The organism is Micrococcus sp. 093350064-1 (assembly GCF_053627955.1).
The window spans coordinates 1-25,904 of record NZ_JBSEYU010000006.1; the positions used below are offsets into that span (position 1 = coordinate 1).

Sequence of the window (25,904 nt, forward strand, 5' to 3'; positions counted from 1 at the left end):
GCAGAGCAGGGTGTTGATCATCGTCTGCAGCAGGTGGCGCATCATGTCCGGGGAGGCCTCGGACAGGGCTTCGCCCAGCAGGCCGGCAGGGTCGACAATATGAGGAGCGGTCATCGTGATGACTCCATTCGAGGATTCTGTGAGAGGTTGACTCGAAGGATCACACGGTGGCCGCGTCCACGTCTGGAACGACGTGCCCGACCACCGGGCGCTACACCACTATGCGGGACTCAACTCTGAAGGCCGGCTTCTCCCTGGGCGCGGTAGCGGGCGACCCAGGTGGCCACCGTGGGCCGGCTCACCCGGAACTCGGCTGCCACGTGTGCCTGCGGGATCCCGTCGTGCAGGTGGCGGTGGACCATCCTGAGTCGGCCAGTGGGGGTCAGGGGTGCGTTAGCGTGAGTCATGAGCGGGTCTTTTCGGGCAGGTCGGTGGTGTAGGAACTTCCATCCTGCGGGAGAGGCCCGCTCGTCTCATCTCAGCCCGTACCCCGTGGCAAGAACCTCATGACCCACAACACCTAGGCGGTTCTTCCGGAGCTGACGTTGTCTTCGCCGTCATAGATGGCCCCCCACCTCCCCGGTCGCTCGCGAGCATCGCGTAGACGAGGGTGTCCGTCCACTCGCCCTTGCTCCACAGGTCCTGCCGGTGGTGTGCCTCTCGACGCATCCCGAGCGTCTCGGCCAGTCGGGCGGACGCCGTGTTGCGGGCATCCATCTGTGCCACCACCCGGTGCAGGCCAGACGTCTCGAACCCCAGGTCCAGCAGCGCAGCCGCGGCCTCCCGGGCGAAGCCTTGACCGGCATGCCGCGGATCCAGTGCCCAGCCGATCTCCGCGACACCGCGCTCGCGGTCCGTCAGCCACAGGATCACGTCACCCACGGGGACGCCCGCGTGCTCCACCACCAGGGACACCGCCCCGGACGGGCCGCCGAGGTCGTCCCACGTGATCCGCTTGGCCAGCTTCGCCCGCGCGGTCGCCTCGTCCCAGGGCTCGTCCAGCAGGTGGCGCACCACCTCGGGCTGCATGTACATCTCCTGCAACCAGCCGAGGTCGTCCTCCCGGTGCGGCCGCAGCGTCAGCCGCGCGGTGGGCAACGGCCAGTCAGGGGCGCGGCCGCCCGCAGCCGCGCCCTCCTTGCGCCCCGCCGGAGGCGGGGCGTCGACGTCGGCGGGGACCGGCGTCGTCGTGCCGGACGCCCAGTCCTGGCGCAACATTGCGTAGGCCACGGACGCGAGCGGCTCGCCGCCGTCCACGGGCCAGCCGCGCCGGTAGTGCGCCTCCTTGACCCAGCCGGCCCGGCGGAAGGCGCGCAGCATGGGGACGTTGTCCTCGCGGGTCTGGCCCTCGAAGCGGTCCACCGCAGGCATCGTCTCGAAGACGTGCCGGGTGATCGCGGTGAGGATCTGCGCGCCGAGCCCGCGCCCGCGGAACCGCTCCGCCACGCGCAGGTCGAACAAGGGGGTGGGGTCCGTGAGGTCCTCCAGGCGCACCACGCCGACGCGGCCGTGCTCGGGATGCTCGATCCAGAAGGTGCGGTGGTCCTCATCCTCCCAGGCGCCGCCATCGACGGCCTTCTCCGCCTCCGGCCGGGTGACGCGCGGGCGCGTGTGGAACGGCCACGCGTTCTCGGTGAGCAGGGCGACGAGCGCGTCCCGGTCGGCGCCTGCCGGGTCGAGCGGAGTGAAGGTGACGTCCATGGGGCCGAGAGTAGGGGAGGGGACGTCACCGCCGCCCGTTGTCGTGACCCCATGGCCACGCCCCTCCTCGACCTCGCGGCGCGCCGCGCGAGGAAGCCCGGGACGCGCAGGCCGAGATCGGCTGGACCATAGCCCCGGCCCACGCCGGCCGGGGCCACGCCACCGAGCTGGCCTGTGCCCTGCTGGACCTCGCCTTCGCGGGCCTCGGCGTCCGACCCGTGGAGGCTCACGCCTTCGCGGACAACGCGCCCATCCTGCGCGTGATGGAGAAGGTCGGCCTGCGCCACGAGGGCACCTTCAAGGAGGAGTCACTGCACCGCACCCGCGGCTGGGTGGACGGCGTCACTTACGCGATGCTCGCCTCGGAGCATCGGGCCCGGGGCAGACGGCTTTCCACCTCACGACGCCCAGAAGTACGCAACGCTCTAGACATAACGTTGCGTAAGGTTGTGGCATGAGCAACGATCCGCGCCCGACCCCGTGGGCCGTCGGCTGGGAACAGCGCCCCTGGACCGCGGACCCGGACGACGCTGGCGCCCTCACCCGCCGCGCTCGCCTGCGCGCGTCGGGCCCGTATCGAGCCGCGCTCCCAGCCCGTATCGCCCGACTCGGGTTCGACCTGCCCTCCGATCTGGCGACCGAGGTCGAGGAGGCGACGGCCGCCGTCGTGCGCTTCGACGCCGAGATCAGCCACGCCCTCCCGGGGCTCACTGGAGAGATCGCCCCGATCGATGCGGTGCTCCTGCGCACTGAGTCCGCGTCCTCCTCGCAGATCGAGCACATCACCGCGGGCGCACGAGCCCTCGCCCTGGCGACTCTCGGCGAACGCACCCGCCCGAACGCAACGCTCGTGGCGGCGAACGTGAGGGCCATGGGCGCTGCTTCCCAGCTGGCCGCCGACCTCGACGAGCCCGCCCTGCTGGCCGCCCATCGTGCCCTCATGGACGGTCAGGAGCATGCCCGGCCGGGCGCCTACCGCGATGCGCAGGGGTGGATCGGGGGCGGGGTGCCCACGCCGCACACGGCGCAGTTCGTCCCGCCCCACCCGGAGCGCCTGCGTGCCGGGATGGACGATCTCTTCGCCTACCTGCGACGCACGGACGTGCCCGCCCTCGTGCAGGCCGCCATCGCGCACGCCCAGTTCGAGACCATCCACCCGTTCGCGGACGGCAACGGCCGCACCGGGCGCGTCCTCGTGCACGCCGTGTTGCATCGGGCCGGCGCGATCACCCGTATGGGGGTGCCCCTCTCCGCGGGACTCCTCACGGACACGGCCGGATACTTCGACGCCCTCACCGCCTACCGCGACGGCGACCCCGCGCCCATCGTGCGCCGCTTCGCGCAGGCCGCCCTGGCCGCCGTCGGCAACGGCCGAGAGCTCGTCGCGGACCTGGACGAGGCCCTGACCGGCTGGCGCGAGCGGCTCACCGCCCGGCGGGACGCGGCGGTCTGGCGGGCGCTCGCGGTGATCATCGCGCAACCCGCCGTGACCGTGGACCACCTGGCCCAGGTGCTGGGTGTCTCGCGCCCGGCCGCCCAGCGGGCCGTGGACCAGCTTGTCGAGGCCGGTGTGCTGCAGCCGGTCTCCAGCCAGCGTCGGAACCGGGTGTGGCTGGCCACCGAGGTGCTCGCCTGTCTGGACGAGTTCGCCGCGCGTGCGGGCCGGCGGGGTTGACGGGGGCGGTCTACAGGGTTGACCAGCCTCAGTGCCGTATGTAGTGCCCCGGCCATGGTCAGGCGAACACACGAGGTGAGGCCCGCGGGATGACTCGCGGTCCGTCAGCCACAGGATCACGTCCCCACGGGCATACCCACGTTCCCCACCACCAGAGACACCGATCCGGCAGGGCCAGCCGAGGTCGTCCTCCCGGTGTGGGCGCAGCGTCAGGCGCGCGGTGCGCAACGGCCAGTCAGGGGCGGGGCCGCCCGCAACCGCGCCCTCCCCGCGCTCCACCCGGGACGTCGACGTCGGCTGGGTGCCACGCTTCGACGTCGACGTGCTGGAGGCCGCCCTGCGGCCCGTCCACGAGCGGCCCCGGTGGGAGGAATGGGGGCAGATCGCCGCGCCAACCCTGCTGATCACCGGGGAGAACGGGTACGTGCCCGCCGGAGAGCTGGACGAGATGCGGCGTCGGCGCCCGGATGTGCGGCACGTGCAGGTGCCCGGCGCGGGGCACGACGTGCACCTGGACGCGCCGGAGCGGGTGGCGGAGCTCGTGCGGGGGTTCGCGGCCTGATTGCTCTGGGGCAGGATCACCTCATGGACCACAAGCAGATCCTCCACGACGGGCTGCGCCGCCAGCGTGCGGCCCTCCTGCAGAAGCTCGAGGGCCTCAGCGAGCGCGACGCCCGCCTGCCGCGCACTCCCACCGGCACCAACCTGCTGGGACTGGTCAAGCACGCCGCCGTCGTCGAGCTGGAGTACTTCGGCGAGACGTTCGACCGCCCCGCGGAGGTGCAGCTGCCCTGGGCGGCGGCGGGGCAGTCGGAGGAGGACAACGTGGACATGTTCGCCGCCGAGGGGGAGTCCCTCGAGGACGTCCTCGAGTTCGCCCGCCGCTGCTTCGCACACGCGGACGCGACCATCACGGCCCTCGGCGCCGACGCCCACGGGCGGGTGGCGTGGTGGCCCGACGACAAGGCGGAGGTCACGCTCGCGCAGATCATCGCGCACGTCGCCCTGGACGAGGCCCGGCACGCCGGCCACGCGGACATCCTGCGGGAGCAGATCGACGGGCAGGCCGGCCTGCGCGCCCCGGGGAACAACCTACCCGTGTGGGACGCCGACCGCTGGGCCGCCCACGTGGACCGTCTGACCGCCATCGCGGAGGGGAGCGGCAGGCCGGGCCGGAACTGAAGGCACATGCCTCCCGTTCCGCCGCTGGGCCTACGCTGTGGCCATGACGAGTATCCCCGCTGCCGCCGTACCCCCTGCCCTCCAGCGCTCATTCGATGCGTGGGCTGCCGCCGGCAGGCCCGCCGACGAGCCCACGCGTTGGTCCTTCGATCACTGGACGGCCCACGTGCCCGACCTGCCCGCCTGCCTCGAGCGCGAGCCGCTGACCCGCGCCGTCGTCACCGGTTACGCCGCGAAGGTGACCGCCGAGGACCGCGCCGTGCAGCGGGACGCCTTCATCGCCGCGATGGTGTGGGGATACGGACGGGTCGGCTACGGCCCCTCCCGGGTGGAGCGCATCATGGCGCAGCCCGGGTTTGAGGAGCAGCTCGCCGACGTCACCCGCATCACCCTCGAGCAGGGCGGGCCCGCGGCCTTCGAGCACATCCGGCAGCAGCGCAAGAGCGGGGTCGGCTGCCTCAAGCACCTCGGCGCGGCCTTCGGCACCAAGTACCTCTACTTCCTCACCAAGGCCCACCGGGAGTCCGACATCGCCCCCGTCCTCGACTCCGTGGTGCGCGCCTGGTTCGCCGAGCATGTGAAGGACGTCGACGTCCGGATCGGCGGCGGTTGGACCTGCCCCCGCAAGTACGCCACGTACGTGGAGACCATGCAGGCGTGGGGTGAGGAACTCAAGATCCCGGCCGACGACGTCGAGCGGCTCATCTTCCTCCAGCAGCAGGACTCCACCCAGGAGCCCTGGCGGGAGAGCTGGAGTTCCGCCGCCGCGGACCCGGAGGCCGGCGAGCTGCTCGAGGCCCTCCGCCTCGCGCTGGCCGACCTGGGCGCCGGGGACGACGCCGAACCCCACCTGCAGGCGCTGGAGGATGTCATCGCCGACGCGGAGGACCGGGCGCCCGACGAGGCGTGAAGCCCCGCCCGCCGGAGTGTCGGCCGGCAGAGGTGGGCGTGCCGCATGCTCGACGCGGCACTGGTTGACGCGTGGCCTGGCCACGGGCTGTCGGCGGCGGTTCCCATCGATGGTTGGGCCTGCTCCCGTGGCTCGTCGGGCTCCGGCTCCTCACTGGAGGTGTGGCTCAGTGGCGGAGGCACTGGCCGAGTGCCTGGAGCAGCTCCTCTCCGTTTGCGGGGGAATCTCACACCTGACCCGCACAGAACCCGGCTTACAGCCGGTTCCCCCTCCAAGCAGGATGGCCCCATGACGCGCCTGCTCTCCGGGGACTCCCTCACGCTCGACCTCGCACCGGAGGACCCCGCCGACCTCCTCGCCCGCCTGTGCGCGGTTGGCGTCGAGATGAACGTGTCCGCTGAGCAGCTGATCGGCGACGAGTCCGGCGTGCACCGCGGCCTGTACCTGCGCGTCGTGGACCACGTCCCGTGGCTGCGCGACTTCGCTTGCGACGACCTCCACGTCTTCGACCCCGAGGACCGGTGGATCCTGGCGCGGTGAGGGGTCAGCGATCCATCGCAAGGGCGCCTACCGTGTCCAGGACCCGCCGTAGGCTCGAGGCGCAGCCGGGGTAGATGTCCCGGACGAAGAGAGGACATTGGCATGACCACCAAGGTGGGGTTCATCGCGGCCGCTTCCCATGCTCTGCAGAACGGTCCCCAGCTGTTCGCACGCGTCGAGGACGGCGGTGTGGTCATCGGTGGGCGTAGCGGCGAGGTCGTGCCGGATTCGACCGGGCTATACGCGGTTGTCGCGCAGGATCCTGACGCGGCGCGAGCCGAGCTGCGATTGTTCACGTCTGTCAGTCGAAGCGATGTGCTTTACATCGGCAAGGCCGAGGGCAGCCTGCGGGCCCGCCTGGAACGCAAGCATTTCGCGGACGGCGGCACCGCGCACTCCACTCTGCGCCGCACCCTGGCCGCACTCCTGGTGGATCGGCTGGACCTGGAGCCGGTCGCCGTCGCCTCCGCGGGTCGATTCACCCTCACCCCGGAGAGCGGCGAGCAGCTGACCACCTGGATGCTGCGTCACCTCGCCGTCCGCGTGTGGCAGGCACCCGCCGGGTTCGCGGAAGTGACACCGCTCGGAGACATTGAGAAGCCTGTGATCGACACGCACACCCCGCCGTTGAACCTCATCTACGGCGGCACCAGCCCCGAAGCACAGCTGCTCCGCCAGCGCATCCGGAAGGCCCGCACGGCCATGGCGGAGCAGGCGAAGCGTGGTGTGGACGTGGTGGGGGCCGATTCGTCGGCGCGCGCGACCGTCGGCGACTTGTTCCGCCGCCGCCCCCGCCAGTACGGGCTGCGGGGAAGCGTGGGTCTCTGGGAGGAGCTCGCTGAACGGCTCGACGACACCCCCATGCCCACCAGTGAGTATGAACTCGGCCGGCTCCTGCGCGATGCGCTCGATCGCTCCCTCGAGGGGGCCGAGCCTTACGACGAGGACAAGGTCAATGTGGAGCGGTTCAACCGCGGAGGCATGAGTCAGGGCCTCGTCCATCTGCCCTGGTGGGAGGACCAGGCCATCCCCCTCCTCCTCGACCGCTGGGGAGCCTGGGCGGACACCCGGGGTCTCCTCGGCCCGGAGGACTACATCGGGAGCTGGTGACCCGACAGTGTGTGGTGCCTGCCGCCGTCCTCGATGGCCTCCTTCGCCACCGGCCGGGTGACGTGGGGCGCACAGGGAAGGGCCACGCGTTGCCGGTGAGCAGCGCAATGAGCTCCGCGCGGTCCGCGCCGGCGGGGTTGAGACAGGTGATGGCGACGGTCATGGGGCGAGGGTGGGCGCCGGCATCTTGGGCCCCTCCCCACCCGGGCGCCTTCCGAGTCCGACACAATGCATACATCCATGCATGCATCTGATTATTCTGGCCCGCATGACTCCACTCTCCGACCCCTTATGGGGCAGTCGTGCCACGGCTGCCGGCCGCCTGGCCCACGACGTCGCCTGGCGCATCGTCCGCGGTGAGATCGCCGCGGGGGAGATGCTCACCGAGGTCCAGCTCTCCACGGAGGCCGGCATCTCCCGGACGCCGGCCCGGGAGGCCCTCCTCCAGCTCGAGCGCTGGGGCCTGGTGCGGCTCCTCCCCAAGAAGGGCGCGGCCGTGCAGGCCCTCACGCCGCAGAGCGTGGCCGACCTCACGGCCCTGCGCGGCCTCCTCGAGTCCACCGCCCTCGCCACGGTCGCCGCGCGGCCCGACGCCGTCGGGCCCCTCGTCGCCACGCTCACCGCCAACCTGGAGCAGCAGCGCGCCGCCCTGGACGCCGGCGACCTCGCGGCGTTCTCCGCGCTGGACGTGCGCTTCCACCGGGACGTGATCGCCACGTGCGGCAACGCCGCCTTCGACGAGGTCGTGCGCACCTTCGCCCCCCGCCTGGCCCGCCTCATCCACGCCGCCACCGGCGGATCCGTCGACGCCGCCCGCCGCCTCCTCGATGGGCACGCCGAGATCTGCGCTCAGCTGGCCGCCGGGCGCGCCGCAGACGCCCAGCGCGCCCTGCAGGCGCACCTCGACGCCGCGGGGAGCGGCGTCGTCCCCGGCCTGCCGCCCGTGGGCCCGTCCGAGGCAGGTGAACCCCGATGATCGAGGGCCTGCTGATCCTGCTGATCTGCCAGCTGGCGGGCACGCTCGTGGCCGACACGCTGCACCTGCCGATCCCCGGGGCCGTGCTGGGCATGCTCCTGCTGCTCGGCCTGCTCGCGTGGCGCCGGCCGGCCGAGGACGCGCCGGTGATGACGGCGAGCCATCACCTGCTCCAGCACCTGCCGCTGCTGTTCGTCCCGGCGGGCGTCGGCGTCGTCGCGGTGCTGGGCCTCATCGGGGAACACCGGGCGCTGATGCTGGTCGGCTTCGTGGTGCCCTGGCTGCTGGGGCTGGTGGTCACCGCCGGCGTCGCCGCCCCGCTCGCTCGCCGCCTCACGGACAAGGAGGACGCACAGTGAACGCCGCCGAACTCACCGACTCCCTCGCCGAGGCCTGGGACGGGCTCCTGCACACACCGCTGTTCGGCATCGCGCTGACCCTCGCCGTCGCCGTGCTCGCCCGCCGCCTGTGGCTCGCCGCCCGGCAGACCGCCCTGCTCACGCCCGTGCTCGTGACGATCGTGCTGGTGGCCGCGTTCCTGGCCCTGACCGGCATCGACTACGAGACCTACATGATCGGCGGCAGCTACCTCACCTTCCTGCTGGGCCCCGCCACCGTGGCCCTCGCCGTCCCCCTGTACCGGGCCGGCCCTGACATCCGGAAGCTGCTGCTGCCGGTCGCCGTCGGGGTCACCGTCGGCTCGCTGACCGCCATGGTGAGCGCCGTGCTGATCGTGCGGGCGATGGGCGGGGACGCCGCGCTGGCCGCCACGTTCGCCCCCAAGTCCGCGACGACGCCGATCGCCATGGCGGTGGCCGACGCCGGCGGCGGGATCGTCTCCCTCGCCGCCGTGCTCCCCGTGCTCACCGGCGTGCTCGGCGCCGTGTTCGCCCCCTGGGTGCTCGACCGGCTGCGTGTGCGCGACCCCCGCGTGCGCGGCCTAGCCATCGGCGTGAGCTCCCACGGCATCGGCACCGCCCGTGCCCTCGCCGAGGGGCCGAAGACCGGCGCGTTCTCCGCCCTCGCCATGGCCTGCTCCGGTGTGCTCACCGCCCTGCTGGCCCCGCTGGTGCTGGCGATGACGGGGTGAGGGGCCGGGCGGTCGCCCCCGGCCGGGCAGCCGCCTCGACCCGCTCCAGCCGCGGCGGCGTCCTTACCGTGTCCGCCCCGCCTGCCACCCTGGTCCTCTTCCTTCCCCGCGGGCCGCCCGCCGGCCCGCACAGGCGCGGTGACGCGGCCCGGTCCTGCGAACGAGAGGACCTCACCCATGATGGGCCCGTCCCACGCGGCCACCGGCGCCGCGGCCTGGCTGGCGCTCACGCACTGGCAGTCGCCGATCGCCGTGCTGCACCTGCCCGCCGAACTCCAGCTGCTCGGCGCCGTGACCACCGCCGGCGCGGCCATGATCAGCGACTGGGACCACCCTCGCGCCACCGTCGTCCACGCCCTGCCGCCCCTGACCGAGTGGCTGAGTCGCGGCATCCGCCACGTGGCCGGCGGGCATCGGCGCGGCACACACTCGCTGGTGGGGATCGCGGCGTTCACCGCCATCGCGACGGCGGCCGCCTCCATCCAGGTGCCGATCGCGGGGCACGTCTACACGCCGGGGCAGGGGGTCATCGCCGCGTTCCTGGCGGCCGTGGCCGCCAAGGCCCTCCGACTGCTCCCGAACCGGGGATGGAGGGCCGCGTGGGCACTCGGCATCCTGGTCGCGGTGTCGGCGACCGTCCTCAGCGACGGGCTGTGGTGGATCCCCGCCTCCGTGGCCGTCGGCGTGAGCGTGCACATCCTCGGCGACGCCCTCACCAACAACGGGGTGGCCCTGCTCTGGCCGCTCAGCCCGGAGCCCCCCGCACGCCTGTGGTGGTGGCAGTCCTCCGGACGGTTCCGGCTCCCCCTTCTCGGCCGGACCGGGTCCTGGCGGGAGTGGGCGCTCGTCTCGGTGGTCACCGCGTTCACTGTGGTGCGGGCCGTGCGGCTCCTCCCGCTCGCCGCGCGGGGGGTGGCGGCACTGTTCTGAGCGGCGGCACCCGGCCACGGCCTCGAGCAGCTCGTCCGACCCGGGGTCGCAGGCGTCGCATCCGCAGTCCGGCAGCAGCGCGTGCACCTGCCCCGGGGCGCCGACCGCCACCCGGCGCGACGGCGGCGCCCGCCTCCGCGAGCACCTCGGCCCACACGCGGGCCCGGGCGGTCATCCCGAGCTCACTCCGTCGGCGTCAGTTCCCGCTTGAGGATCTTGCCGGTGGCGGTCTTGGGCAGCCCGTCCCGCACGGTCACGGTGCGCGGGTACTTGTAGGGCGCCACCTGGGACTTGACGTGCTGGATCAGCTCCTCCTCCGTGGCGTGCGCACCGGGGGCGAGCACCACGTGCGCGGCGACCTCCTGGCCGAGCTCCGGGTGGGGCACCCCCACCACGGCGGCCTCCGCGACGGCCGGGTGCTCGTAGAGCACCTCCTCGATCTCGCGCGGGTACACGTTGAGCCCGCCGCGCAGGATCATGTCCTTCGTGCGGTCCACGATGTAGTAGTTGCCCGCGGCATCGCGCCGGGCGAGGTCGCCGGAGCGGAACCAGCCGTCCTCGGTGATGGCCTGGGCAGTGGCTTCCGGCTTGCCCCAGTAGCCCTTCATCACGTTCTCCCCGCGGATCCACACCTCGCCCAGGGTCTCCTCGTCGCCCTCGGGCACGACGGCCCCGTCCGGCGTCACCAGCTGCAGTTCGCACCCGCGGACGGCGCGTCCGATCGAGCCCGGCTGATGCGCCTCACCCGGATGGTTGAAGCACGCGACCGGGGAGGTCTCGGACAGGCCGTAGCCCTCCAGGATCTCGCAGTCGAAGGTGGCCTCGAAGCGGCGCAGCAGCTCCACGGGCAGGGCCGATCCGCCGGAGACGCCCAGGCGCAGGCTGGCCAGGTCCTCCGGATGGTCCTTGGCCGCGGCCAGCACGGCCCCGTACATGGTGGGCACGCCGATGAACACGTCCACCGCGCACTCCCGGACGGTCTGCGCGGCCACGGCGGGATCGAAGCGGGGGATCAACGCCAGGCTGGCGCCCGTCGTCACGGGCGCCATGAGCGCGCACGTGAGGCCGAAGACGTGGAACAGCGGCAGGCAGCCGAGCACGGTCTCCCCGTGCTGGAGCTGGATCAACGTCTCCGCCACGGTGTCCGCGTTGGTGCCCATGTTCCGGTGGGTCAGCTGGGCCCCCTTGGGGCGGCCGGTGGTGCCGGAGGTGTAGAGGATGACGGCGTCGTCCTCGAGGTCCCGCTCGACGGTCTCGGTCACCGGGCCGGGGCTCGCCGCGAGGTGCGGGGCGAGGCCGTCCTCGCCGAGGGTGCGCAGCGGCACACCGCGCTCGCGGGCGCCCTCCATGGCTTCCTCGGACGGCACGGACCACAGCATCGACGCGCCCGAGTCCTCCAGGTAGTACTCGATCTCGCGGCGCTTGAACAGCGGGTTCATGGGGACGACGACGGCGCCCAGCTGCAGGGCCGCGAAGAACACCACCGGGAACGCCGGGATGTTCGGCACCATGAGCGCCACGCGGTCCCCGGGGCCGATGCCCTCCTGCCGCATGAGCCCGGCCAGACGCTGGGACTGGTCATGCAGCTCCGCGTACGTCATGCGGTTCTCGCCGAGGATCAGGGCGGTGGAGTTCGGGTGTTCGGCGGCGGTGCGCTCGAGGCGGGCGGGCAGGGTGAGGGTCACGACGGGCCTCCGAGGGGAGTCGGATGTGATGGGAACCACAGCGTAACGCCCGGCGTCGCTCGTTCGCTGTGAGCCGAGCGAGGTGTGTCGGCCGACCTCACGCCAGCGACATCACCGCGGGCCTGCCCGGCGGTGATGTCGCTGACGCGCCGCCATCCACCGGCCCCGCCTGCGTCGCCGATCTGTCGTCTTCACAGCACAGGGGCGCAAGACTGTTCCCCGCACACCGCCCGGACCGCCGGGCCAGACCGGAGGACAGACCATGACCGCACAGACCCTCGCCACCCCTGCCATCCCCGCGACGATGAAGGCGGTCGTCATGCGTGCGCCGGGCGACGTCGTCGTGGAGGAGGTGGACACTCCGCGCGTCGCCCAGCCCACGGACGTGGTCCTGAAGCTGGCCGCCGCGTGCGTGTGCGGCTCGGACCTGTGGCCCTACCGCGGCCACAACGACGTCGACCACCGGCGCATGGGCCACGAGTACGTCGGCACGATCGTGGAGAAGGGCGAGGACGTCGCCACCCTCGAGGTCGGCGACTTCGTGATCGGCTCGTTCATGCTCTCGGACAACACGTGCGAGATCTGCCAGGCCGGCTACCAGTCCCGCTGCGTCAACGCCGGCGAGTACACGGGCAGCCAGGCGCAGTACATGCGTGTCGAGCTCGCGGACGGCTCCCTCGTGAAGGTGCCCGGGGGTGAGCCCTCGGACCCGGACCGCCTGGCCGACTACCTCGCCGCCTCGGATGTGCTCGGCACCGGCTGGTACGCCGCCGTCGCCGCGCAGGCCGGCCCCGGCAAGACCATCGCCGTGGTCGGCGACGGCGCCGTCGGCCTGTGTGCCGTCCTGGCCGCCAAGACCCTCGGCGCGGAGAAGGTCATCGTGTTCTCCCGCCACGAGGATCGGGCCGCGCTCGCCCGTGAGTTCGGCGCGGACGTCGTGATCGCCGAGCGCGGTGAGGAGGGGGCCGCGGAGGTCAGGGAGCTCACCGGCGGACTGGGCGCGCACGGCGTGGTCGAGGCCGTGGGCACGCAGGGCTCCATGGACCAGGCGCTCGCCTCCGTGCGCCCGGGCGGACACGTCGGGTTCGTGGGCGTCTCCCACGACCAGACCCTGGACGGCTCCGACCTCTTCGGCCGGCAGATCCACCTGGAGGGCGGCCCCGCCCCCGTCCGCCGTTTCCTGCCCGAGCTGATCGAGCGGATCCAGTCCGGCGAGATCCAGCCCGGCCGCGTGTTCACCGCGCGCATGCCGCTCGACGAGGCCGCCGAGGCGTACCGGGCCATGGACGAGCGCCGCGAGATCAAGGTGCTGCTGGAGGTCTGAGGCACCCGCGCGCTGAGCGTGTCCGCCTCCGCTTGGAAGGTGGGCGGCCCGGCCACGTCCGCGCCGGCCACCCCCGTCCTTCGAGGAGGACCTCCGCTCATGACGTGCCCTTCCCATGCGGCCACCGGCGCCGCAGCCTGGCTGGCACCGACCGGGCCGACGTCGCCTGCCGCGTGGCTGCACCACGCCCCGCGCGCCAGCCATCGGCCTCGGGTCACTGCGGCCCGAGGAGCTCCTGGACCTGCGCCTCGGTCAGCGGGCGGGTGGGGCGCCCCTCCAGCAGGAAGGCGAGCTGCGCCGACACCTCCAGCTCCTCCGCGGCGTTGACCGCGCTCTCCAACGTGGCACCGGCGACGATCGAGCCGTGGTTGGCCAGCACCACGCCGGGGGACCGGCGCCCGGCCCCGAGGATGTCGTCCAGCATCTCCGCCGAACCGGGTCGGTGGTAGGGGACGGTCGGCACGTCCCGGCCCAGCCGCATCACGAAGTACGGGGTGAGGGGCGGGATGCCCCCGTCCTCGGCCAGGCAGCTGTACGCCGTCACGTAGGTCGAGTGCAGGTGCACGATCGCCTGTGCCTCCGGGCGGGCCTCGTACATGGCCCGATGCATCACCACCTCCTTGGACGGCCGGGGACCAGCCTGGTGCCTCCAGTGTTCATCCAGCACGGAGAGCGCCTCGGGGTCCAGCCGGCCGAGGGAGGAGTTGGTGGGCGTCATGAGATACCCGCCCTCGATCCGGACGCTGATGTTGCCGGCGCTGCCCACGGAGAATCCACGGGAGAACAGGCTTGCACCGAACTCGGCGATCTGACGGCGCAGCAAGGACTCGTCGGTCACGGGGCTCCTCTCAGACGAGTGCGTTGGCGATGAGCAGGGCGACCAGGGTGGTCGCCCAGGCGATCGTGGTGGGGATGGACCACGCGAGGATCTGATGCTTGGCGTTCTTGATGCCCAGCATCCGGTTCACCACCCAGAAGAAGCTGTCGTTGAAGTAACCGAAGAACAGCGAGCCGAGGGCGGCGGCCTGCGCGGCCAACACCATGTTCACATCCGGCATGGCCGCGAGGATGGGTGCGGAGATCGAGGCGGAGGTGATGATGGCCACCGTACCGGACCCCTGGATGAGGCGGACGATGGTCGCGATGACGAACGGGATCAGGATGGTCGGCAGGGGGAGGCCGGCCACTGCCTGGCCGATGGACTCCGCCGTCCCGGACTCGCGCAGAACGCCGCCGAGGGCTCCGCCGGCGCCGGTGACCAACAGGATGATGCCCGCCGACTGTACGCCGAACTCCATGTCGTCCAGAGTCTCCTGGCGCGACTGGTTGCGGGCGAGGCCGTAGATCGCCACGAGGACGCCGAGCAGCAGGGCGATGACGGGGTTGCCGATGAAGGCGAGCGTGGAGACCAGCCCGGCAGGCAGGGCACCTTCGTTGTCCTCCACCATGGTGGCGGAGAAGGTGTTCAGGAAGATCAGGACGATCGGCAGCAGGATCGGCAGGATCGAGATGAACAGCCCGGGCAGCTCGCGTTCCCGGACGGCGGCACGCTCCTGGAACTCCCCGAAGGCCTCCGCGGGGGAGAGGCGTTCGCCCGTGTCCCGTTCGATCATGGCCTCGATCTTCGGACCCATGACCTTCGCGTACAGGGTCACCGCGATCATGGCGGGGAAGCTGAGGATGAGGCCCCAGAGGATCATCTCGCCGACGTTCACGTCGAAGATGCCGGCGGCGCCGAGCGGGCCCGGCGTCGGGGGGACGGCGTGGTGGGTGACGACCAGGCCGCCGGCGAGGGCGATGCCCAGGGTGAGGATGGACCGCCCGGAGGTCCGGGCCAGCGACCGCACGAGCGGCTGCAGGATCACGAAGGCGGAGTCCACGAAGATCGGGATGGAGATGACGAAGCCCGCGCCGGCGAGCGCCCACTCCTCCTTCCCCTTACCCAGCACGCGGATGAGGGAGTAGGCCAGCTTTTCCGCGGCCCCCGAGACCTCGAGGATGCGCCCCATCATCACGCCCATGCCGATGACGAGGCCGATGGTCCCGAGGGTCGAGCCGAAGCTGGTGGTGATGGCCTGGATAACGGCGTCCGGGGCCATCCCGGCCGCCAGACCCGCGATGGAGGCGGCGATGACCAAGGCCAGGACGGCGTGGATCTTGGTCCGGATGACGAAGAAGATGAGCAGGGCGACGGCTGCCGTGAGGCCGACCAGCGCACCGATCTCGGAGGCTTCGAGCCCGTTCATGGTGGTTCTCCTAGTGGTGTGGATCCGAGGGGTGAGGCCGACTCAGGCGACGAACTCGCGGTGGAACTGACGGACGGCGGCCTCGAAGCTGCTGTCTGGGCGGAAGCCGAGGGACAGGGTTCGCTCGACGTCGAACTCGCCGGGCCACGAGCACACGATGTCCATGACCCGCTGATCCGGGCGTGGGACGACCCGTGCCCGTGCCTCGGGCCCCCCGACGGCCTCGAGGGCGTCGAGCATCTCCGCCACGGTCACGGAGACGCCCGGGATGTTCAGCACCCGCCAGCCCCCTAGCCGCTCGGACTCCACGATGAAGGCGTGCACGAGGTTCTGCACCGCCGTGTCGGGGGAGGACAGCCACATCCGGGTGTCCTCCGGCACCGGCAGCTCAGCCTGCAGACCCTGGAGGGGCTCGCGGATGATGCCGCTGGCGAACGAGGACGCGGCCGAGTTCGGCTTCCCGGGTCGCACCGAGATGGTGGGCAGCCGGCAGACCCGGCCGTCCACGTACCCCTTGCGCGAGTACTCGTTGACCAGCAGTTCGCCGATGGCCTTCGTCGCCCCGTAGGTGGACTCGGGCTGGGTGGCCAGGTCTTCGGGGACCACCGTCGGCACGGCGCTGCCGAACACGGCCAGGGAGCTGGTGAAGACGAACCGGGGCCGGGCCCCGGTGCCACGGGCGGCCTCCAGCAGCCGCTCCGTGGCGTCCACGTTCACGCGCAGCGCGAGGTTGAAGTCCTGCTCGGCGCCGCCGGAGAGCACGGCGGCGAGGTGGAAGATCCCTGCCGTGTCTGCGGTGATGGCCTCGGCCAGGACCGCGGGGTCGGCCATGTCGCCGACCCGGGAGCTCACCCGGGGGTCCTCCACAGGGCAGGGCGCCAGGTCGAGCGAGACGACGGAGTCCACCGGCACGGGCAGGCGGCCGGCGTCCTGGGCCTGGAGGAGGGAGCGGATCACGCGGCTGCCGAGGAAGCCGGCGCCGCCGGTGACGACGATGTTCATGGGTGTTCTCCTACGTGGGAAGGGTCGGGAGGGGGGTCAATAGGAGGTCCACACCGACCGCGGTCGCCCGATCGCGGACGGCGTCGGGCAACGCGGGGTCGGTGACGATCGCGTCGAAGGCCCGGAGGGGGAGGGCCTTGAAGGTGGACACGCGCCCGTACTTCGAGGAGTCCGCGACGAGCACGCAGCGGTCCGCGTGCTCGGCGATGCTTCGCTTCACGATCGCCTTGCCTTCGGTGGGCACCGAGAGTCCGCGGAGGTCGAACGAGGACGCCGAGATGAACGCCAGGTCGATGTTGAAACCCGCCAGCTCCGCGGCGGCAGTGGGCCCGTCCGTGGACAGGTTCCCGGCGTCCAGGCGGCCGCCGAGCACGTGGATCTGGGCTCCCGGGTGCTCGCCGACGGCCGCCGCCACGGCCAGGTCGTTGGTGACCACGTCGACCCGTTCCGCGGCGGGGCGGGCCGCAAGCAGTCGGGCCAGGGCGAGCATGGTGGTCCCGGCGTCCAGATAAAGGAGGTCCCCCGGGCGGATCAGCTCTGCGGCTCGGCGGGCGATGGCCGCCTTCTCCCGGGGCCGGATCCCAAGCTTCACCCGATGCGTCGCGTCCAGGGACAGGCGCGCCGGCTTGGCGACGCCGCCAGCCACGGAGACGAGGCGGCCCTCCTCCTCGAGCCGCTTCACATCCCGGCGCACGGTCATGGAGGACACGCCCAGCTCATCCGCCAGCGCGGTCACGGAGGCAGAGCCGCGCTCCACCACGAGGTTGACCAGACGCCGCCGCCGCTCGTCCGCGATCATGCCCGTTCTCCGGGGCGCTGGGACCCGCGGTGTGCCGCGAACCAGCCGAGGCCGTCCTCGGTGCGCCCGGCGGGGCGGTACTCGCAGCCCACCCAGCCCGTGTAGCCGGCCTTGTCCAGGTGCGCGAACAGGTGCTCGTAGGCGACCTCTCCGGTGTCCGGCTCATGACGGTCCGGGACGCCGGCGATCTGCACGTGGCGGGTGAGGTCCACAGACGCGTCCACCAGTCGGGTGAGGTCCCCCTCGGTGATCTGGGCATGATAGAGGTCCAGCTGCAATCCGACGTTGGGGCGGTCAACCTCCTCCAGCAGCTCCCGGGCCTGCGGGACGCGGGACAGGAAGTACCCCGGCATGTCCACCGCATTGATGGGCTCCAGCAGGACCTCCACGCCGTGCTGCGCCGCGGCGTCGCAGGCGCGGCGGATCCGCTCCACGTAGCGGCGTCGGGCGTCGGCGTCGTCGGGATCCGCGATGCCGGCCATCACGTGCACCCGCGGGCACGCGAGGGCACGCGCGTACTCCAGGGCGGTGGCGATGCCGCGTTCGAACTCCGCGTCGCGGCCGGGCAGGGACGCGAGCCCCCGCTCCCCCGCGTCCCAGTCACCGGCTGGGGCGTTGAACAGCGCCTGGGTCAGCCCGGCCGAGCGCAGGGCCGCCGCGACCTCTGCGGCGGGGTACTCGTACGGGAAGAGGTACTCGACACCGGTGAAGCCCGCCTCCGCGGCGGCGGCGAAGCGCTCCAGGAAGGGACGCTCGGTGAACATCATGCTGAGATTCGCGGCGAACTGCGGCATCGGTGGATCCTCGGTGTCGGGCGGGCGATGGTCGGTGGAGGGTCAGGCCCGGGGGTCGGTGAGGCGCTGAGCGGCGGTGAAGAAGTCCTCGTCCCCGAAGTTCCCGGACTTCAGCGCGAGGTCCACCGCACCGTCCAGGCTCGCCGTCCACGGGACGCCGGGGGCGATCTGGGGACCAACGCGCAGCCCGGTGACGCCGAGCGCCTGCGTCACCGCACCGGAGGTCTCGCCCCCGGCAACGACGAACCGGCTCACCCCGCGTTCGCGCAGCGCGGCCGCCAGGGTGCCGAAGAGGCGCTCGATGGCCGTGGACACGCGCTGCCTTCCGTGGACCTCCTGCAGGCGACGGACCTCGTCGGGTCCGGCCGTCGCGTACACGAGGGGGGCGGGGCCGCCGTCCTGGGCGAGGACGAAGGCGAGGATCTCGTCTCGGAGGGCCGTGGCGTCCTCCAGCGTGCGGACGACGTCGACGGCCAGGGACGGGGCGATCTTGCGATAGCGATCGACCTGTCGATTCGTCATCTCGGACGCCGAGCCGGACAGCACCACGGTGCGCCCCGGGGTGAACCGCCAGGCGTCGGCCGCGGTCGTGGCGGCGCCGGTGATCGCGCGGCCGGTGAGCGAACGGGCCAGTCCGGAGCCGAGGCCGGAGCCGCCCGTGGTCAGGCGTAGGCCGGACACTGCCGCGCCGATGGTGTCGAGGTGGGTGTCGTCCAGGGTGTCCAGCACGGCATACCGGACCCCTTCGGAGCGGAGGCGGTCTAGCTCGCCGCGCAGCACCTCGGACCCACCGCCCACCACCGTCGAGGGGACGGACGCGGCCCGTCCGCTGCTCTGCCGTTCCATGAGCCGGACCAGGTCCGAGTCCCGCATGGGCGTCACGGGATGGTCCTTCATGCCCGACTCCTGGAGGAGCCGGTCGTGCACGAACAGGTGTCCCTGGTAGACGGTGCGGCCGTTGACCGGGAGGGCCGGGGCCACGACGGTGAAGTCCTCGCCGAGGTGCTCCAGCAGAGCGTCCGTCACGGGGCCGATGTTGCCCTCGGCGGTGGAGTCGAAGGTGGAGCAGTACTTGAAGACGATCCGCTCCGCACCGAGGCGTTCGAGGGCGCGGCAGGCCTCGAGGCTCTGGGCGGCGGCGTCCCCGGGCGGGATCGAGCGGGTCTTGAGGCTGATGACCACCGCGTCCGCGTCCACGTGATCGGGGACGTGTGCGGCACCCGAGAACTGCACGGTGCGGAGCCCACCGTCCACAAGGGCCCCGGCGATGTCCGTGGCTCCGGTGAAGTCGTCGGCGATCACTCCTGCTCGCAACGGCATGGTGCACCTTTCTGATCGGGCGGGGTCGCCCGATTTGTTCGACTCTGTGAACATGGGACGGAATTTCACATAAGCTAACATCGAAGGGCCAGATTGTGAACCGCACCACGGAAGGCGCCGCCGTATGACTTCTCAGGCACAGAACGTCACCTTCGTCGGCATCGGCGCCATCGGCTTGCCGATGGCCCTCTCGGTGGCGGCGGCGGGGTTCGACGTCACGGGGGTTGACTTCTCCGAACGCCAGCGAGTGGCGGCGCTGGAGCAGGGGCTGCCGGCCGCGGCCGACGCTGCCTCGGCGGCCGAGGCGGACGCCGTGATCGTGATGGTGGCAACCCCCGACCAGCTGTCCTCCGCAGCCCTGGGCCAGGACGGGCTCGTCGCCCGCATGCGGCCCGGGAGCACGCTGATCGTGATGAGCACCGTGGGCCCGGAGGCGGTGCGCTCGCTCGTCGCGCCGGCCGCCGAACGGGGCATCGGACTGGTGGACGCCCCCGTCACCGGCGGCATCGCGCGTGCGGCACGCGGAGAGCTGCGCATGTTCGTCTCCGGTGACCCGGCGGCCATCGACGCGGGACGCGCCGTCCTGGACGCCATGGGCGCCGTGGTGGACTGCGGGGCGGAGCCGGGGCGCGGCCAGTCGTTCAAGGTGGTCAACCAACTGCTGTGCGCGGTGCACATCGTCGCCGGAGCCGAGGCCCTGGCCCTGGCCGAGCGTCTGGGGCTGGACCCCGCCGAGGTGCTCGACGCCGTGGCGGACGGCGCCGCCGGGTCGTTCATGCTCTCCGACCGGGGGCCCCGGATGCTCGAGGGCCTGGACGCACAGGTCGCCAGCGCGATCGGGATCTTCGTGAAGGACTCCGCCCTGGTGAGCGCCACCGCCGCCGAGGCCGGGATCGCGGTGCCCGTGCTGGAGGCCGCCAAGCAGAAGTACCTGGACGCCGCCGAGGCCGGTCTGACCCTGAAGGACGATTCGCAGGTCATCCAGACTTACCGGTCCTGACCTCGCTCTGAACCGGACCCGTGTGATGGCGGCGGCGGCACGCTCCGCCCCGCCTTCGCCCTCGTGTTGCACCACCGCACGGTGCACCCGACGTCGTGATCGCCGAGCGTGGCGAGGAGGGTGCCGCCCAGGTGCGTGAGCTCACCGGCGGCCACGGTGCGCACGGGGTGTGCGAGGCCGTCGGCACGCAGGGCTCTATGGACCGGGCCATGGACGAGCGCCGCGAGATCAAGGTGCTGCTGGAGGTCTGAGACACCCGCGGCGGGTGGGCCGGCCGCGGGGTTCCTCTGCCCCTCAGCCCTTCTTCACGGTGATCGTCCACTCCGCGGCGCCGCGCTTCACGAAGTCGGTGACCTCGTGGCCGTTCTCCGCGGCCCAACGGGGCAGGGAGTCGGTGGCCTGGGTGCAGTCGAAGTCGATCACGAGCTCATCCCCCGTGGGGATCTGCTCCATCGCCTGGTTGGCCTCCACGAGCGGGAAGGGGCAGACCTGGCCGTCGGTCTCGAGCAGGTGCTTCGCCATGATGTTCTCTCCTTGATGTCGGTGGTCAGAGGTCGTTCGTGGGCGGGTCGGCTCAGCCGATCGGCGTGAGCTTCACGGGGCGGGCCGCCCCGGCGTCCGCCGCCGCGCCCTCGGCCGAGGTGAGGCCGGAGGCGGAGGTGGGGGACGGCGTCGCGCCCTTCCCACGGTGGTTGAGGATGAAGAGCTTGGCCGCCAGGCCGGTGCCGAGCACCATGAACACGAGCGCGGTCCAGCCCTGGAAGCTGAAGGTCGCGGTGTTCACCATCGCGTTGCCGATGGTGCAGCCGCCGGCCCACGCCGCGCCCCAGCCCATGCCGAGGCCGCCGATGATCGAGCGGACGGTGGTCTGCGCGTCGGGCACGCGGACGCGGAACTCGCCGGAGGCCTTCGCGGCGATGAACGAGCCGATCAGCAGGCCCGTCACCATCAGCACGCCCCAGTCCACGAGCTCGAGTTCGCCCGTGCCGAGGAACGCGCCGATGTTCGCGGACGGGCCGGTGATGCCCAGGCCGGACTCGCGGCCGGTCGCCCAGGAGAGCGGCCACGCGAGGATCGCCAGCACGCCGATGATCGCGGCGGTGACGAACGGGTGCCACGCCTTCTCGGTGAGCACGTGCGCGAGGCCGGTCTTGGCGGCGGGCAGGCGGAAGCGGGTCATGGCTGCCTCGCGACGCAGGTGATGACGCACGGCCAGGCCGACGCCGGCCACGAGCAGCGCCACGAACACCCACGGGGACAGTCCCGTGAGCTGCTGGAACGAGCCCGTCTGCGTCTCCACGGAGCGGACGGCCTCGGTGGTGCCGGCCAGCGGTCCCTTGCGGAACGCGGTGGCGCCCACGATGTAGAAGATCAGTGCGAACCACGAGCCCACGAGGCCCTCGCCCGCGCGGTAGTACGTGCCGGTGGCGCAGCCGCCCGCGAGCACGATCGAGAAGCCGAAGATCAGGCCGCCGATGATCGTGCCCAGCCACGGGAACGTCTCCGCCTCCAGGGTGATCACGCCCAGGGCGTCGAGGGCGAACACGCCCACCGACTGGACGGCCACGATCACCATGAACGCGGTGAGCCATCGGGTGGACCGGATAGTGAACAGGTCGCGGAAAGCGCCCGTGACGCAGAAGCGTCCGCGCTGGAACACGAAGCCCAGGACGAGGCCGAGGAGGAGTCCGGTGATGATCATGCCTGCCATGAGACAGGGTGCGGCCGGTCCCGCGCGCCGGGCAGGACGTGCGGGGTAACAGTCGCAGGGCTGTGCCGGGGACGACGCGCGGGGGCGCCGTGGGCGACGCTTGACCCTCCCCTTGGGGGAACGCCCACGCTGGGATCACCTGAGAGAAAGGTCGCCCCATGAGCCCCCCGATGACCGTCGGCGAGTTCGCCCTCGCCACCGGACTGAGCGCGAAGGCGCACGCGGCCGAGCTGCGACGCCGCCGCGACCTCGAGGACCGCGCGCTCGCGCTCGCGGCCGCCGGTGTCTACGCGGCCCCGGATCCTGACGACGACGGCGCCCCCGCCCGTCCCGGCCCCGTGGCGGAGCGCACGGTCGGGCCGACGCCGTGGGCCGGCGTCGTGCAGCGGGTGGCCCTGGACGAGGCCGGTGAGGAGGCGACCACCGAGCGCGCGAACAACGCCTTCGCGACGCTGTTCCAGGCGCTCGCGGAGGCGGGGTCGGCACCCGCCGGGCCGCTGTGGACGGCGCTGCGTCCCGTGCCGGGCGCCGCCGACGTCGTGGAGACCGTCCTGGCCGTCCCGCTGAGCGGTCCGGCTCCCGCGGGCCTCAGGGTCGACGGGCACGAGGTGGTGACCGGGACGCTGCCGCGCCGGGTGGAGCGGTACGTGGACGTGCGGGCCGATGCGGGCGACGTCGACCTCCTCGACGACGCCCCCGGCGGCGCGCTGCCCCATCCGGATCTGCTGGGGCTCATGGACGCGTTCGACGTGGAGGACGCCGGCGCCGCGCCGGAGATCCGCCAGATCCTCGCGGACCCGGAGGCCGGACACATCGAGCTGGCGGTGACGGTGCGGGAGGAGGCGGTGACGGTGCAGGAGGAGGCGGGAGCGGGGCAGGGGTGAGCCGGCGCGGGGACGGCACGGCGTGTCTGGCCGGCCGACCCTGCCGGTCCCGCGCAGACCCCCCGGGGGCTCAGGGGTGCCCGAGGTGGCCCGAATGTGATGGAGTGCACGGATCCTGTCCACGACCTGGGAAGTGACCATGGAGCAGTTCGTCACCGCCGCCAACTCGATCATGTGGAGCCTGCCCATGGTCGTCGGGCTCCTCGCCCTGGGCCTGTACTTCACGATCCGCATGGCGGCTCCCCAGGTGCGGCTGCTCAAGGACATGGTGGGCCAGCTGGTCAGGGGAGGATCGTCGTCGGCGGGGATCAGCTCGTTCCAGGCGTTCGCCATGGCCCTGGGTGGGCGCATCGGCGTCGGCAACATCGCGGGCGTCGCGGCCGCGATCTACCTGGGCGGCCCGGGCGCGCTGTTCTGGATGTGGGTGACGGCGATCCTCGGCGCCCCCGTGGCGCTCGTGGAGAGCTCGCTCGCACAGCTCTACAAGCACAAGGTCCGCGGCGAGTACCGCGGCGGGCCCGCGTACTACATCCTCGAGGGGCTCGGCCGGAACTGGCGGTGGCTGGCGGTCGCCTACGCCGCGGCCACCGTGTTCGCCACGGTCTTCACCGGCCCGCAGATCCAGGCCAACGCCGTCACCGCCGCCACGACCGAGGCGTGGGGCTGGGACCCGCTGTGGGTGGGTCTCGGGATGGCCGTGCTGTTCTGCGTGATCGTGTTCGGCGGCATGCACCGCCTCGGCCGCACGGTGGGCCTCGTGGTCCCGTTCATGGCCGGCGCGTACATCCTGGTGGGGCTCGTCGTCGTCGCGGTGATGTGGCAGGAGGTCCCGGCCATGTTCTCCCTGATCTTCACCAGCGCCTTCGCCGCCGACTCCGTCTACGCCGGCATGCTCGGCGCCGCCATCGCGTGGGGCGTGCGCCGCGCCGTGTACTCCACCGAGATCGGCACCGGCTCGGGCGCCCAGGCCTCCGCCGCCGCCCACGTCTCCCACCCGGTGAAGCAGGGCCTGGCCCAGGCGTTCTCCGCCTATGTGGACACCCTGTTCGTGTGCACCATGACCGGCCTGGTGATCCTGTCCACCAACAGCTTCAACGTGCTCGGCACGGGTGAGGGCCCCCCGATCGTGGAGCATCTGCCCGGCGTCGAGGAGGGCCCGGCCTGGGTGCAGATCGGCATCGACGTCGTCCTGCCGTCCTTCGGTCCGTCCTTCGTGGCCGTGGCGGTGTTCCTGTTCGCCTTCACCACGCTGCTGTCCTTCGCGTTCTACGCCGAGACGAACCTCGCGTACCTGATCCCGAACAAGAAGGCGCAGCGCATCTGCATCGCGGCCGCCCGCCTGCTGCTGGCCGCCTCCATGGTCATCGGCTCCGTGCAGACCTCCGCGTTCGTGTGGTCCCTTGCCGACTTCGGCGTCGGCCTCTACACGTGGGTGAACATCCTCGCGCTCGTGCTCCTGAGCCCCGTGGCCATCCGCCTGCTCAAGGACTACGACCGCCAGCGCCGCGCCGGCCAGGACCCCGTCCTGGACCCGGCCGCCATCGGCGTCCGCAACGCCCACCTGTGGGAACAGATCCACGCCGCCTACGAGCGCACCGGGGACGTGGACGAGGCCATGGACCACGTCGCGGACACCGCCCCGGACACCCGGGCCATCACCGTGGTCCCGCGCCGGGAGGGCTGAGGACCGACGACGGCGGCCCGGGGCGCCGGACGTCCGCGACGACGTCGGGCCACGGGCCAGGGCCGTCCGCGCGGCCTGAATCCCGGCAGGCTCACCCCATGGACCACAAGGAGATCCTCCATCAGGGGCTGCGCCGGCAGCGCGACGCCCTCTTCGCGAAGCTGGACGGCCTGCCCGAGCGGGAGGTCCGCCTGCCCCGCACCCCCACCGGCACCAACCTGCTGGGCCTGCTCAAGCACGCGGCCACGTGCGAGCTCGAGTACTTCGGCGAGGTCTTCGGCCGCCCCGCCGGCATCCCCCTGCCCTGGGACGCGCCGGGGGTGGGCGAGGAGGACGGCGCGGACCTGTTCGCCGCCGAGGACGAGACCCTCGAGGACGTCCTCGACTACGCGCGGCGATGCTTCGCGCACGCGGACGCGACCATCGAGGCCCTCGTCCTCGACGCGCGGGGGCGGGTCCCCTGGTGGCCCGCGCACCTGGCCGAGGTGACTCTGGCGCAGATCCTCTCCCACGTGGCCCTCGACGCGGCCCGCCATGCCGGCCACGCCGACATCCTGCGCGAGGGGATCGACGGGCAGGCCGGCCTGCGCGGCCCCGGGGACAACCTGCCCGGCTGGGACGCCGAGCGGTGGGCCGCGCACGTGCGGCGGCTCGAGGGGATCGCCCGGGGTGCGGGCCCGGTGCGCTAGCGTCCGCGGTGATGACTCCCCGCTCGCTCGCCGGTCTGGCCCTCACCGTCGCCGCCCTGATGTCCGCCTTCGTGCTGATGGCGCCGACGGCGCCGGGGCTGTTCGTCGGCGTGCTCACGGTGGGGACCTTCGGGTTCGGCCCGTTCTACGGGGAGCCCTCGCGGCAGCTCGTGGACCGGCCGTGGAGGCGGGACACGCGCTGGCGCGATCTCGCCCGCCGGGTCCGCACCGACTGGCTCTCCCGGCAGCTGGGCGCCGTCGGCTGGAACGCGGCCATCAGCCGCCGCATCACCGGCCGGGCCGACCTGCGGCGCATCCGCACCGCCGCCGTGGGCTCCCTCGTCAGCCACGCCGCCTCCGCGGGTCTGCACGCGGTGGCGGGCGTGGCGCTGGCGGCCGTCGGGCATTTGGTCTGGGGCGTGGTCGCGGTGGCCCTGGGGCTCGTGGTGCACGCCTGGCCGGCCCTGCTGCAGGTCTCCGTGCTCGGGCGCATCGACGGACTCCAGACGCAGATCCGCGGGGACCAGCTGCTCTGGTGACCGGCCGGCACCGGGCGGCCCGGCCGAGCACTTTGTGGGCCGAATCCGACGGATGAGCCCCTGAATCGGGCACGGGAGCGTCGCATTCGGCCCGCAAAGCGGTGGGGAGGGGG

Annotated in this window: 27 protein-coding genes and 2 pseudogenes; 18 read left to right on the forward strand and 11 right to left on the reverse strand. The window is 72.4% G+C overall.

Annotated features, from left to right (window positions below):
- Positions 1-239: 239 nt before the first annotated feature.
- Both ACUW6W_RS07825 and ACUW6W_RS07830 read right to left on the reverse strand, forming a co-directional pair.
- Positions 240-407, reverse strand: a pseudogene (locus tag ACUW6W_RS07825) (helix-turn-helix domain-containing protein); the annotation flags it as partial.
- A 97-nt stretch (positions 408-504) separates the two neighbouring features.
- Positions 505-1,701, reverse strand: coding sequence for a GNAT family N-acetyltransferase (locus tag ACUW6W_RS07830; protein ID WP_454180098.1), 1,197 nt, complete (start codon positions 1,699-1,701; stop codon positions 505-507).
- 110 nt (positions 1,702-1,811) lie between these two features.
- Between ACUW6W_RS07830 and ACUW6W_RS07835 the strand changes: the two are divergent.
- The 11 genes and pseudogenes from ACUW6W_RS07835 to ACUW6W_RS07885 form a co-directional block, all read left to right on the forward strand.
- Positions 1,812-2,159: pseudogene (locus ACUW6W_RS07835) on the forward strand (GNAT family N-acetyltransferase); the annotation flags it as partial.
- Entirely contained in the window at positions 2,156-3,376 is a 1,221-nt protein-coding gene (locus ACUW6W_RS07840) for a Fic family protein (protein WP_063189449.1), read from the forward strand. The pseudogene ACUW6W_RS07835 and the gene ACUW6W_RS07840, both read left to right, overlap by 4 nt.
- 220 nt (positions 3,377-3,596) lie before the next feature.
- Positions 3,597-3,938 (forward strand): alpha/beta fold hydrolase, encoded by a 342-nt coding sequence (locus ACUW6W_RS07845; protein ID WP_063189451.1) that lies wholly within the window; start codon positions 3,597-3,599, stop codon positions 3,936-3,938.
- Between the two features lie 23 nt (positions 3,939-3,961).
- Positions 3,962-4,558, forward strand: a complete 597-nt coding sequence (locus ACUW6W_RS07850) for a DinB family protein (protein WP_063189453.1) — start codon at positions 3,962-3,964, stop codon at positions 4,556-4,558.
- 43 nt (positions 4,559-4,601) lie between these two features.
- Entirely contained in the window at positions 4,602-5,468 is an 867-nt protein-coding gene (locus tag ACUW6W_RS07855) for an 8-oxoguanine DNA glycosylase OGG fold protein (protein WP_145993066.1), read from the forward strand.
- A gap of 288 nt (positions 5,469-5,756) precedes the next feature.
- Positions 5,757-6,008, forward strand: a complete 252-nt coding sequence (locus ACUW6W_RS07860) for a hypothetical protein (protein ID WP_369022748.1) — start codon at positions 5,757-5,759, stop codon at positions 6,006-6,008.
- Positions 6,009-6,110: 102 nt separating this feature from the next.
- Positions 6,111-7,118, forward strand: a complete 1,008-nt coding sequence (locus ACUW6W_RS07865; RefSeq protein WP_063189455.1) for a GIY-YIG nuclease family protein — start codon at positions 6,111-6,113, stop codon at positions 7,116-7,118.
- Between the two features lie 268 nt (positions 7,119-7,386).
- Positions 7,387-8,094, forward strand: a complete 708-nt coding sequence (locus ACUW6W_RS07870; protein ID WP_041104849.1) for a GntR family transcriptional regulator — start codon at positions 7,387-7,389, stop codon at positions 8,092-8,094.
- Entirely contained in the window at positions 8,091-8,453 is a 363-nt protein-coding gene (locus ACUW6W_RS07875) for a CidA/LrgA family protein (RefSeq protein ID WP_063189456.1), read from the forward strand. Before ACUW6W_RS07870 ends, ACUW6W_RS07875 begins: the two co-directional genes overlap by 4 nt.
- Positions 8,450-9,184 carry an LrgB family protein gene (locus ACUW6W_RS07880; protein WP_063189457.1) on the forward strand — a complete coding sequence of 245 codons (735 nt, stop codon included), beginning with the start codon at positions 8,450-8,452 and terminating at the stop codon, positions 9,182-9,184. Before ACUW6W_RS07875 ends, ACUW6W_RS07880 begins: the two co-directional genes overlap by 4 nt.
- Positions 9,185-9,361: 177 nt before the next feature.
- A complete protein-coding gene (locus tag ACUW6W_RS07885) occupies positions 9,362-10,114 on the forward strand; it encodes a metal-dependent hydrolase (RefSeq protein ID WP_063189458.1) in 753 nt (250 codons plus the stop codon).
- Positions 10,115-10,296: 182 nt separating this feature from the next.
- Here the strand turns inward: ACUW6W_RS07885 and ACUW6W_RS07890 are convergent, their stop codons facing one another.
- A complete protein-coding gene (locus tag ACUW6W_RS07890; RefSeq protein WP_371450215.1) occupies positions 10,297-11,799 on the reverse strand; it encodes a long-chain-fatty-acid--CoA ligase in 1,503 nt (500 codons plus the stop codon).
- Positions 11,800-12,061: 262 nt separating this feature from the next.
- Here ACUW6W_RS07890 and ACUW6W_RS07895 point away from each other — a divergent pair, with 262 nt between their 5' ends.
- Positions 12,062-13,123, forward strand: a complete 1,062-nt coding sequence (locus ACUW6W_RS07895) for a zinc-binding dehydrogenase (RefSeq protein ID WP_063189460.1) — start codon at positions 12,062-12,064, stop codon at positions 13,121-13,123.
- A gap of 214 nt (positions 13,124-13,337) precedes the next feature.
- On the opposite strand, the gene ACUW6W_RS07900 is transcribed toward ACUW6W_RS07895, so the two are convergent.
- The 6 genes from ACUW6W_RS07900 to otnK are packed head-to-tail and all read right to left on the reverse strand — an operon-like array spanning position 13,338 to position 19,284.
- Positions 13,338-13,961 (reverse strand): class II aldolase/adducin family protein, encoded by a 624-nt coding sequence (locus ACUW6W_RS07900; protein ID WP_049147437.1) that lies wholly within the window; start codon positions 13,959-13,961, stop codon positions 13,338-13,340.
- A 10-nt stretch (positions 13,962-13,971) separates the two neighbouring features.
- Complete coding sequence (locus ACUW6W_RS07905; protein WP_063189464.1) at positions 13,972-15,369, reverse strand: GntP family permease; 1,398 nt, start codon at positions 15,367-15,369, stop codon at positions 13,972-13,974.
- A 42-nt stretch (positions 15,370-15,411) separates the two neighbouring features.
- Entirely contained in the window at positions 15,412-16,371 is a 960-nt protein-coding gene (gene denD / locus ACUW6W_RS07910) for a D-erythronate dehydrogenase (protein ID WP_002855531.1), read from the reverse strand.
- Positions 16,372-16,381: 10 nt separating this feature from the next.
- Entirely contained in the window at positions 16,382-17,170 is a 789-nt protein-coding gene (locus tag ACUW6W_RS07915; protein ID WP_002855529.1) for a DeoR/GlpR family DNA-binding transcription regulator, read from the reverse strand.
- Complete coding sequence (otnI, locus tag ACUW6W_RS07920) at positions 17,167-17,964, reverse strand: 2-oxo-tetronate isomerase (protein WP_113914404.1); 798 nt, start codon at positions 17,962-17,964, stop codon at positions 17,167-17,169. Before otnI ends, ACUW6W_RS07915 begins: the two co-directional genes overlap by 4 nt.
- Positions 17,965-18,006: 42 nt before the next feature.
- Positions 18,007-19,284, reverse strand: coding sequence for a 3-oxo-tetronate kinase (gene otnK, locus ACUW6W_RS07925; RefSeq protein ID WP_454180099.1), 1,278 nt, complete (start codon positions 19,282-19,284; stop codon positions 18,007-18,009).
- Positions 19,285-19,408: 124 nt separating this feature from the next.
- On the opposite strand from otnK, the gene ACUW6W_RS07930 reads away from it, so the two are divergent.
- Positions 19,409-20,284, forward strand: coding sequence for an NAD(P)-dependent oxidoreductase (locus ACUW6W_RS07930; protein ID WP_002855523.1), 876 nt, complete (start codon positions 19,409-19,411; stop codon positions 20,282-20,284).
- 95 nt (positions 20,285-20,379) lie between these two features.
- Positions 20,380-20,535, forward strand: a complete 156-nt coding sequence (locus tag ACUW6W_RS07935) for a hypothetical protein (protein ID WP_002855522.1) — start codon at positions 20,380-20,382, stop codon at positions 20,533-20,535.
- Positions 20,536-20,578: 43 nt separating this feature from the next.
- Here ACUW6W_RS07935 and ACUW6W_RS07940 read toward each other — a convergent pair whose 3' ends face one another.
- Positions 20,579-20,806, reverse strand: a complete 228-nt coding sequence (locus ACUW6W_RS07940; protein WP_010079839.1) for a sulfurtransferase TusA family protein — start codon at positions 20,804-20,806, stop codon at positions 20,579-20,581.
- A gap of 52 nt (positions 20,807-20,858) precedes the next feature.
- Positions 20,859-21,986 carry a YeeE/YedE family protein gene (locus ACUW6W_RS07945; protein WP_113914405.1) on the reverse strand — a complete coding sequence of 376 codons (1,128 nt, stop codon included), beginning with the start codon at positions 21,984-21,986 and terminating at the stop codon, positions 20,859-20,861.
- Positions 21,987-22,153: 167 nt separating this feature from the next.
- Here ACUW6W_RS07945 and ACUW6W_RS07950 point away from each other — a divergent pair, with 167 nt between their 5' ends.
- The 4 genes from ACUW6W_RS07950 to ACUW6W_RS07965 all read left to right on the forward strand — a co-directional run bounded on the left by ACUW6W_RS07950 (position 22,154) and on the right by ACUW6W_RS07965 (position 25,791).
- On the forward strand, positions 22,154-22,879 hold the full coding sequence (locus tag ACUW6W_RS07950; protein ID WP_113914406.1) for a transcriptional regulator: 726 nt from the start codon (positions 22,154-22,156) through the stop codon (positions 22,877-22,879).
- A 139-nt stretch (positions 22,880-23,018) separates the two neighbouring features.
- Positions 23,019-24,563 (forward strand): alanine/glycine:cation symporter family protein, encoded by a 1,545-nt coding sequence (locus ACUW6W_RS07955; RefSeq protein ID WP_043281416.1) that lies wholly within the window; start codon positions 23,019-23,021, stop codon positions 24,561-24,563.
- Positions 24,564-24,661: 98 nt separating this feature from the next.
- A complete protein-coding gene (locus tag ACUW6W_RS07960; RefSeq protein ID WP_010079843.1) occupies positions 24,662-25,252 on the forward strand; it encodes a DinB family protein in 591 nt (196 codons plus the stop codon).
- Positions 25,253-25,263: 11 nt separating this feature from the next.
- The gene (locus tag ACUW6W_RS07965; RefSeq protein ID WP_020627046.1) at positions 25,264-25,791 is read left to right on the forward strand and encodes a hypothetical protein; all 528 of its coding nucleotides are present in this window, start codon (positions 25,264-25,266) and stop codon (positions 25,789-25,791) included.
- Positions 25,792-25,904: the final 113 nt, after the last annotated feature.

What these genes read in the sequence shown, in the direction of transcription:
- ACUW6W_RS07830 (WP_454180098.1), bottom strand. Translation starts at nt 1,701, where the DNA reads ATGGACGTCACCTTCACTCCGCTCGACCCGGCAGGCGCCGACCGGGAC.
- ACUW6W_RS07840 (WP_063189449.1), top strand. Translation starts at nt 2,156, where the DNA reads ATGAGCAACGATCCGCGCCCGACCCCGTGGGCCGTCGGCTGGGAACAG.
- ACUW6W_RS07850 (WP_063189453.1), top strand. Translation starts at nt 3,962, where the DNA reads ATGGACCACAAGCAGATCCTCCACGACGGGCTGCGCCGCCAGCGTGCG.
- ACUW6W_RS07855 (WP_145993066.1), top strand. Translation starts at nt 4,602, where the DNA reads ATGACGAGTATCCCCGCTGCCGCCGTACCCCCTGCCCTCCAGCGCTCA.
- ACUW6W_RS07860 (WP_369022748.1), top strand. Translation starts at nt 5,757, where the DNA reads ATGACGCGCCTGCTCTCCGGGGACTCCCTCACGCTCGACCTCGCACCG.
- ACUW6W_RS07865 (WP_063189455.1), top strand. Translation starts at nt 6,111, where the DNA reads ATGACCACCAAGGTGGGGTTCATCGCGGCCGCTTCCCATGCTCTGCAG.
- ACUW6W_RS07870 (WP_041104849.1), top strand. Translation starts at nt 7,387, where the DNA reads ATGACTCCACTCTCCGACCCCTTATGGGGCAGTCGTGCCACGGCTGCC.
- ACUW6W_RS07875 (WP_063189456.1), top strand. Translation starts at nt 8,091, where the DNA reads ATGATCGAGGGCCTGCTGATCCTGCTGATCTGCCAGCTGGCGGGCACG.
- ACUW6W_RS07885 (WP_063189458.1), top strand. Translation starts at nt 9,362, where the DNA reads ATGATGGGCCCGTCCCACGCGGCCACCGGCGCCGCGGCCTGGCTGGCG.
- ACUW6W_RS07895 (WP_063189460.1), top strand. Translation starts at nt 12,062, where the DNA reads ATGACCGCACAGACCCTCGCCACCCCTGCCATCCCCGCGACGATGAAG.
- ACUW6W_RS07905 (WP_063189464.1), bottom strand. Translation starts at nt 15,369, where the DNA reads ATGAACGGGCTCGAAGCCTCCGAGATCGGTGCGCTGGTCGGCCTCACG.
- denD (WP_002855531.1), bottom strand. Translation starts at nt 16,371, where the DNA reads ATGAACATCGTCGTCACCGGCGGCGCCGGCTTCCTCGGCAGCCGCGTG.
- ACUW6W_RS07915 (WP_002855529.1), bottom strand. Translation starts at nt 17,170, where the DNA reads ATGATCGCGGACGAGCGGCGGCGGCGTCTGGTCAACCTCGTGGTGGAG.
- otnI (WP_113914404.1), bottom strand. Translation starts at nt 17,964, where the DNA reads ATGCCGCAGTTCGCCGCGAATCTCAGCATGATGTTCACCGAGCGTCCC.
- otnK (WP_454180099.1), bottom strand. Translation starts at nt 19,284, where the DNA reads ATGCCGTTGCGAGCAGGAGTGATCGCCGACGACTTCACCGGAGCCACG.
- ACUW6W_RS07930 (WP_002855523.1), top strand. Translation starts at nt 19,409, where the DNA reads ATGACTTCTCAGGCACAGAACGTCACCTTCGTCGGCATCGGCGCCATC.
- ACUW6W_RS07940 (WP_010079839.1), bottom strand. Translation starts at nt 20,806, where the DNA reads ATGGCGAAGCACCTGCTCGAGACCGACGGCCAGGTCTGCCCCTTCCCG.
- ACUW6W_RS07945 (WP_113914405.1), bottom strand. Translation starts at nt 21,986, where the DNA reads ATGATCATCACCGGACTCCTCCTCGGCCTCGTCCTGGGCTTCGTGTTC.
- ACUW6W_RS07950 (WP_113914406.1), top strand. Translation starts at nt 22,154, where the DNA reads ATGAGCCCCCCGATGACCGTCGGCGAGTTCGCCCTCGCCACCGGACTG.
- ACUW6W_RS07955 (WP_043281416.1), top strand. Translation starts at nt 23,019, where the DNA reads ATGGAGCAGTTCGTCACCGCCGCCAACTCGATCATGTGGAGCCTGCCC.
- ACUW6W_RS07960 (WP_010079843.1), top strand. Translation starts at nt 24,662, where the DNA reads ATGGACCACAAGGAGATCCTCCATCAGGGGCTGCGCCGGCAGCGCGAC.
- ACUW6W_RS07965 (WP_020627046.1), top strand. Translation starts at nt 25,264, where the DNA reads ATGACTCCCCGCTCGCTCGCCGGTCTGGCCCTCACCGTCGCCGCCCTG.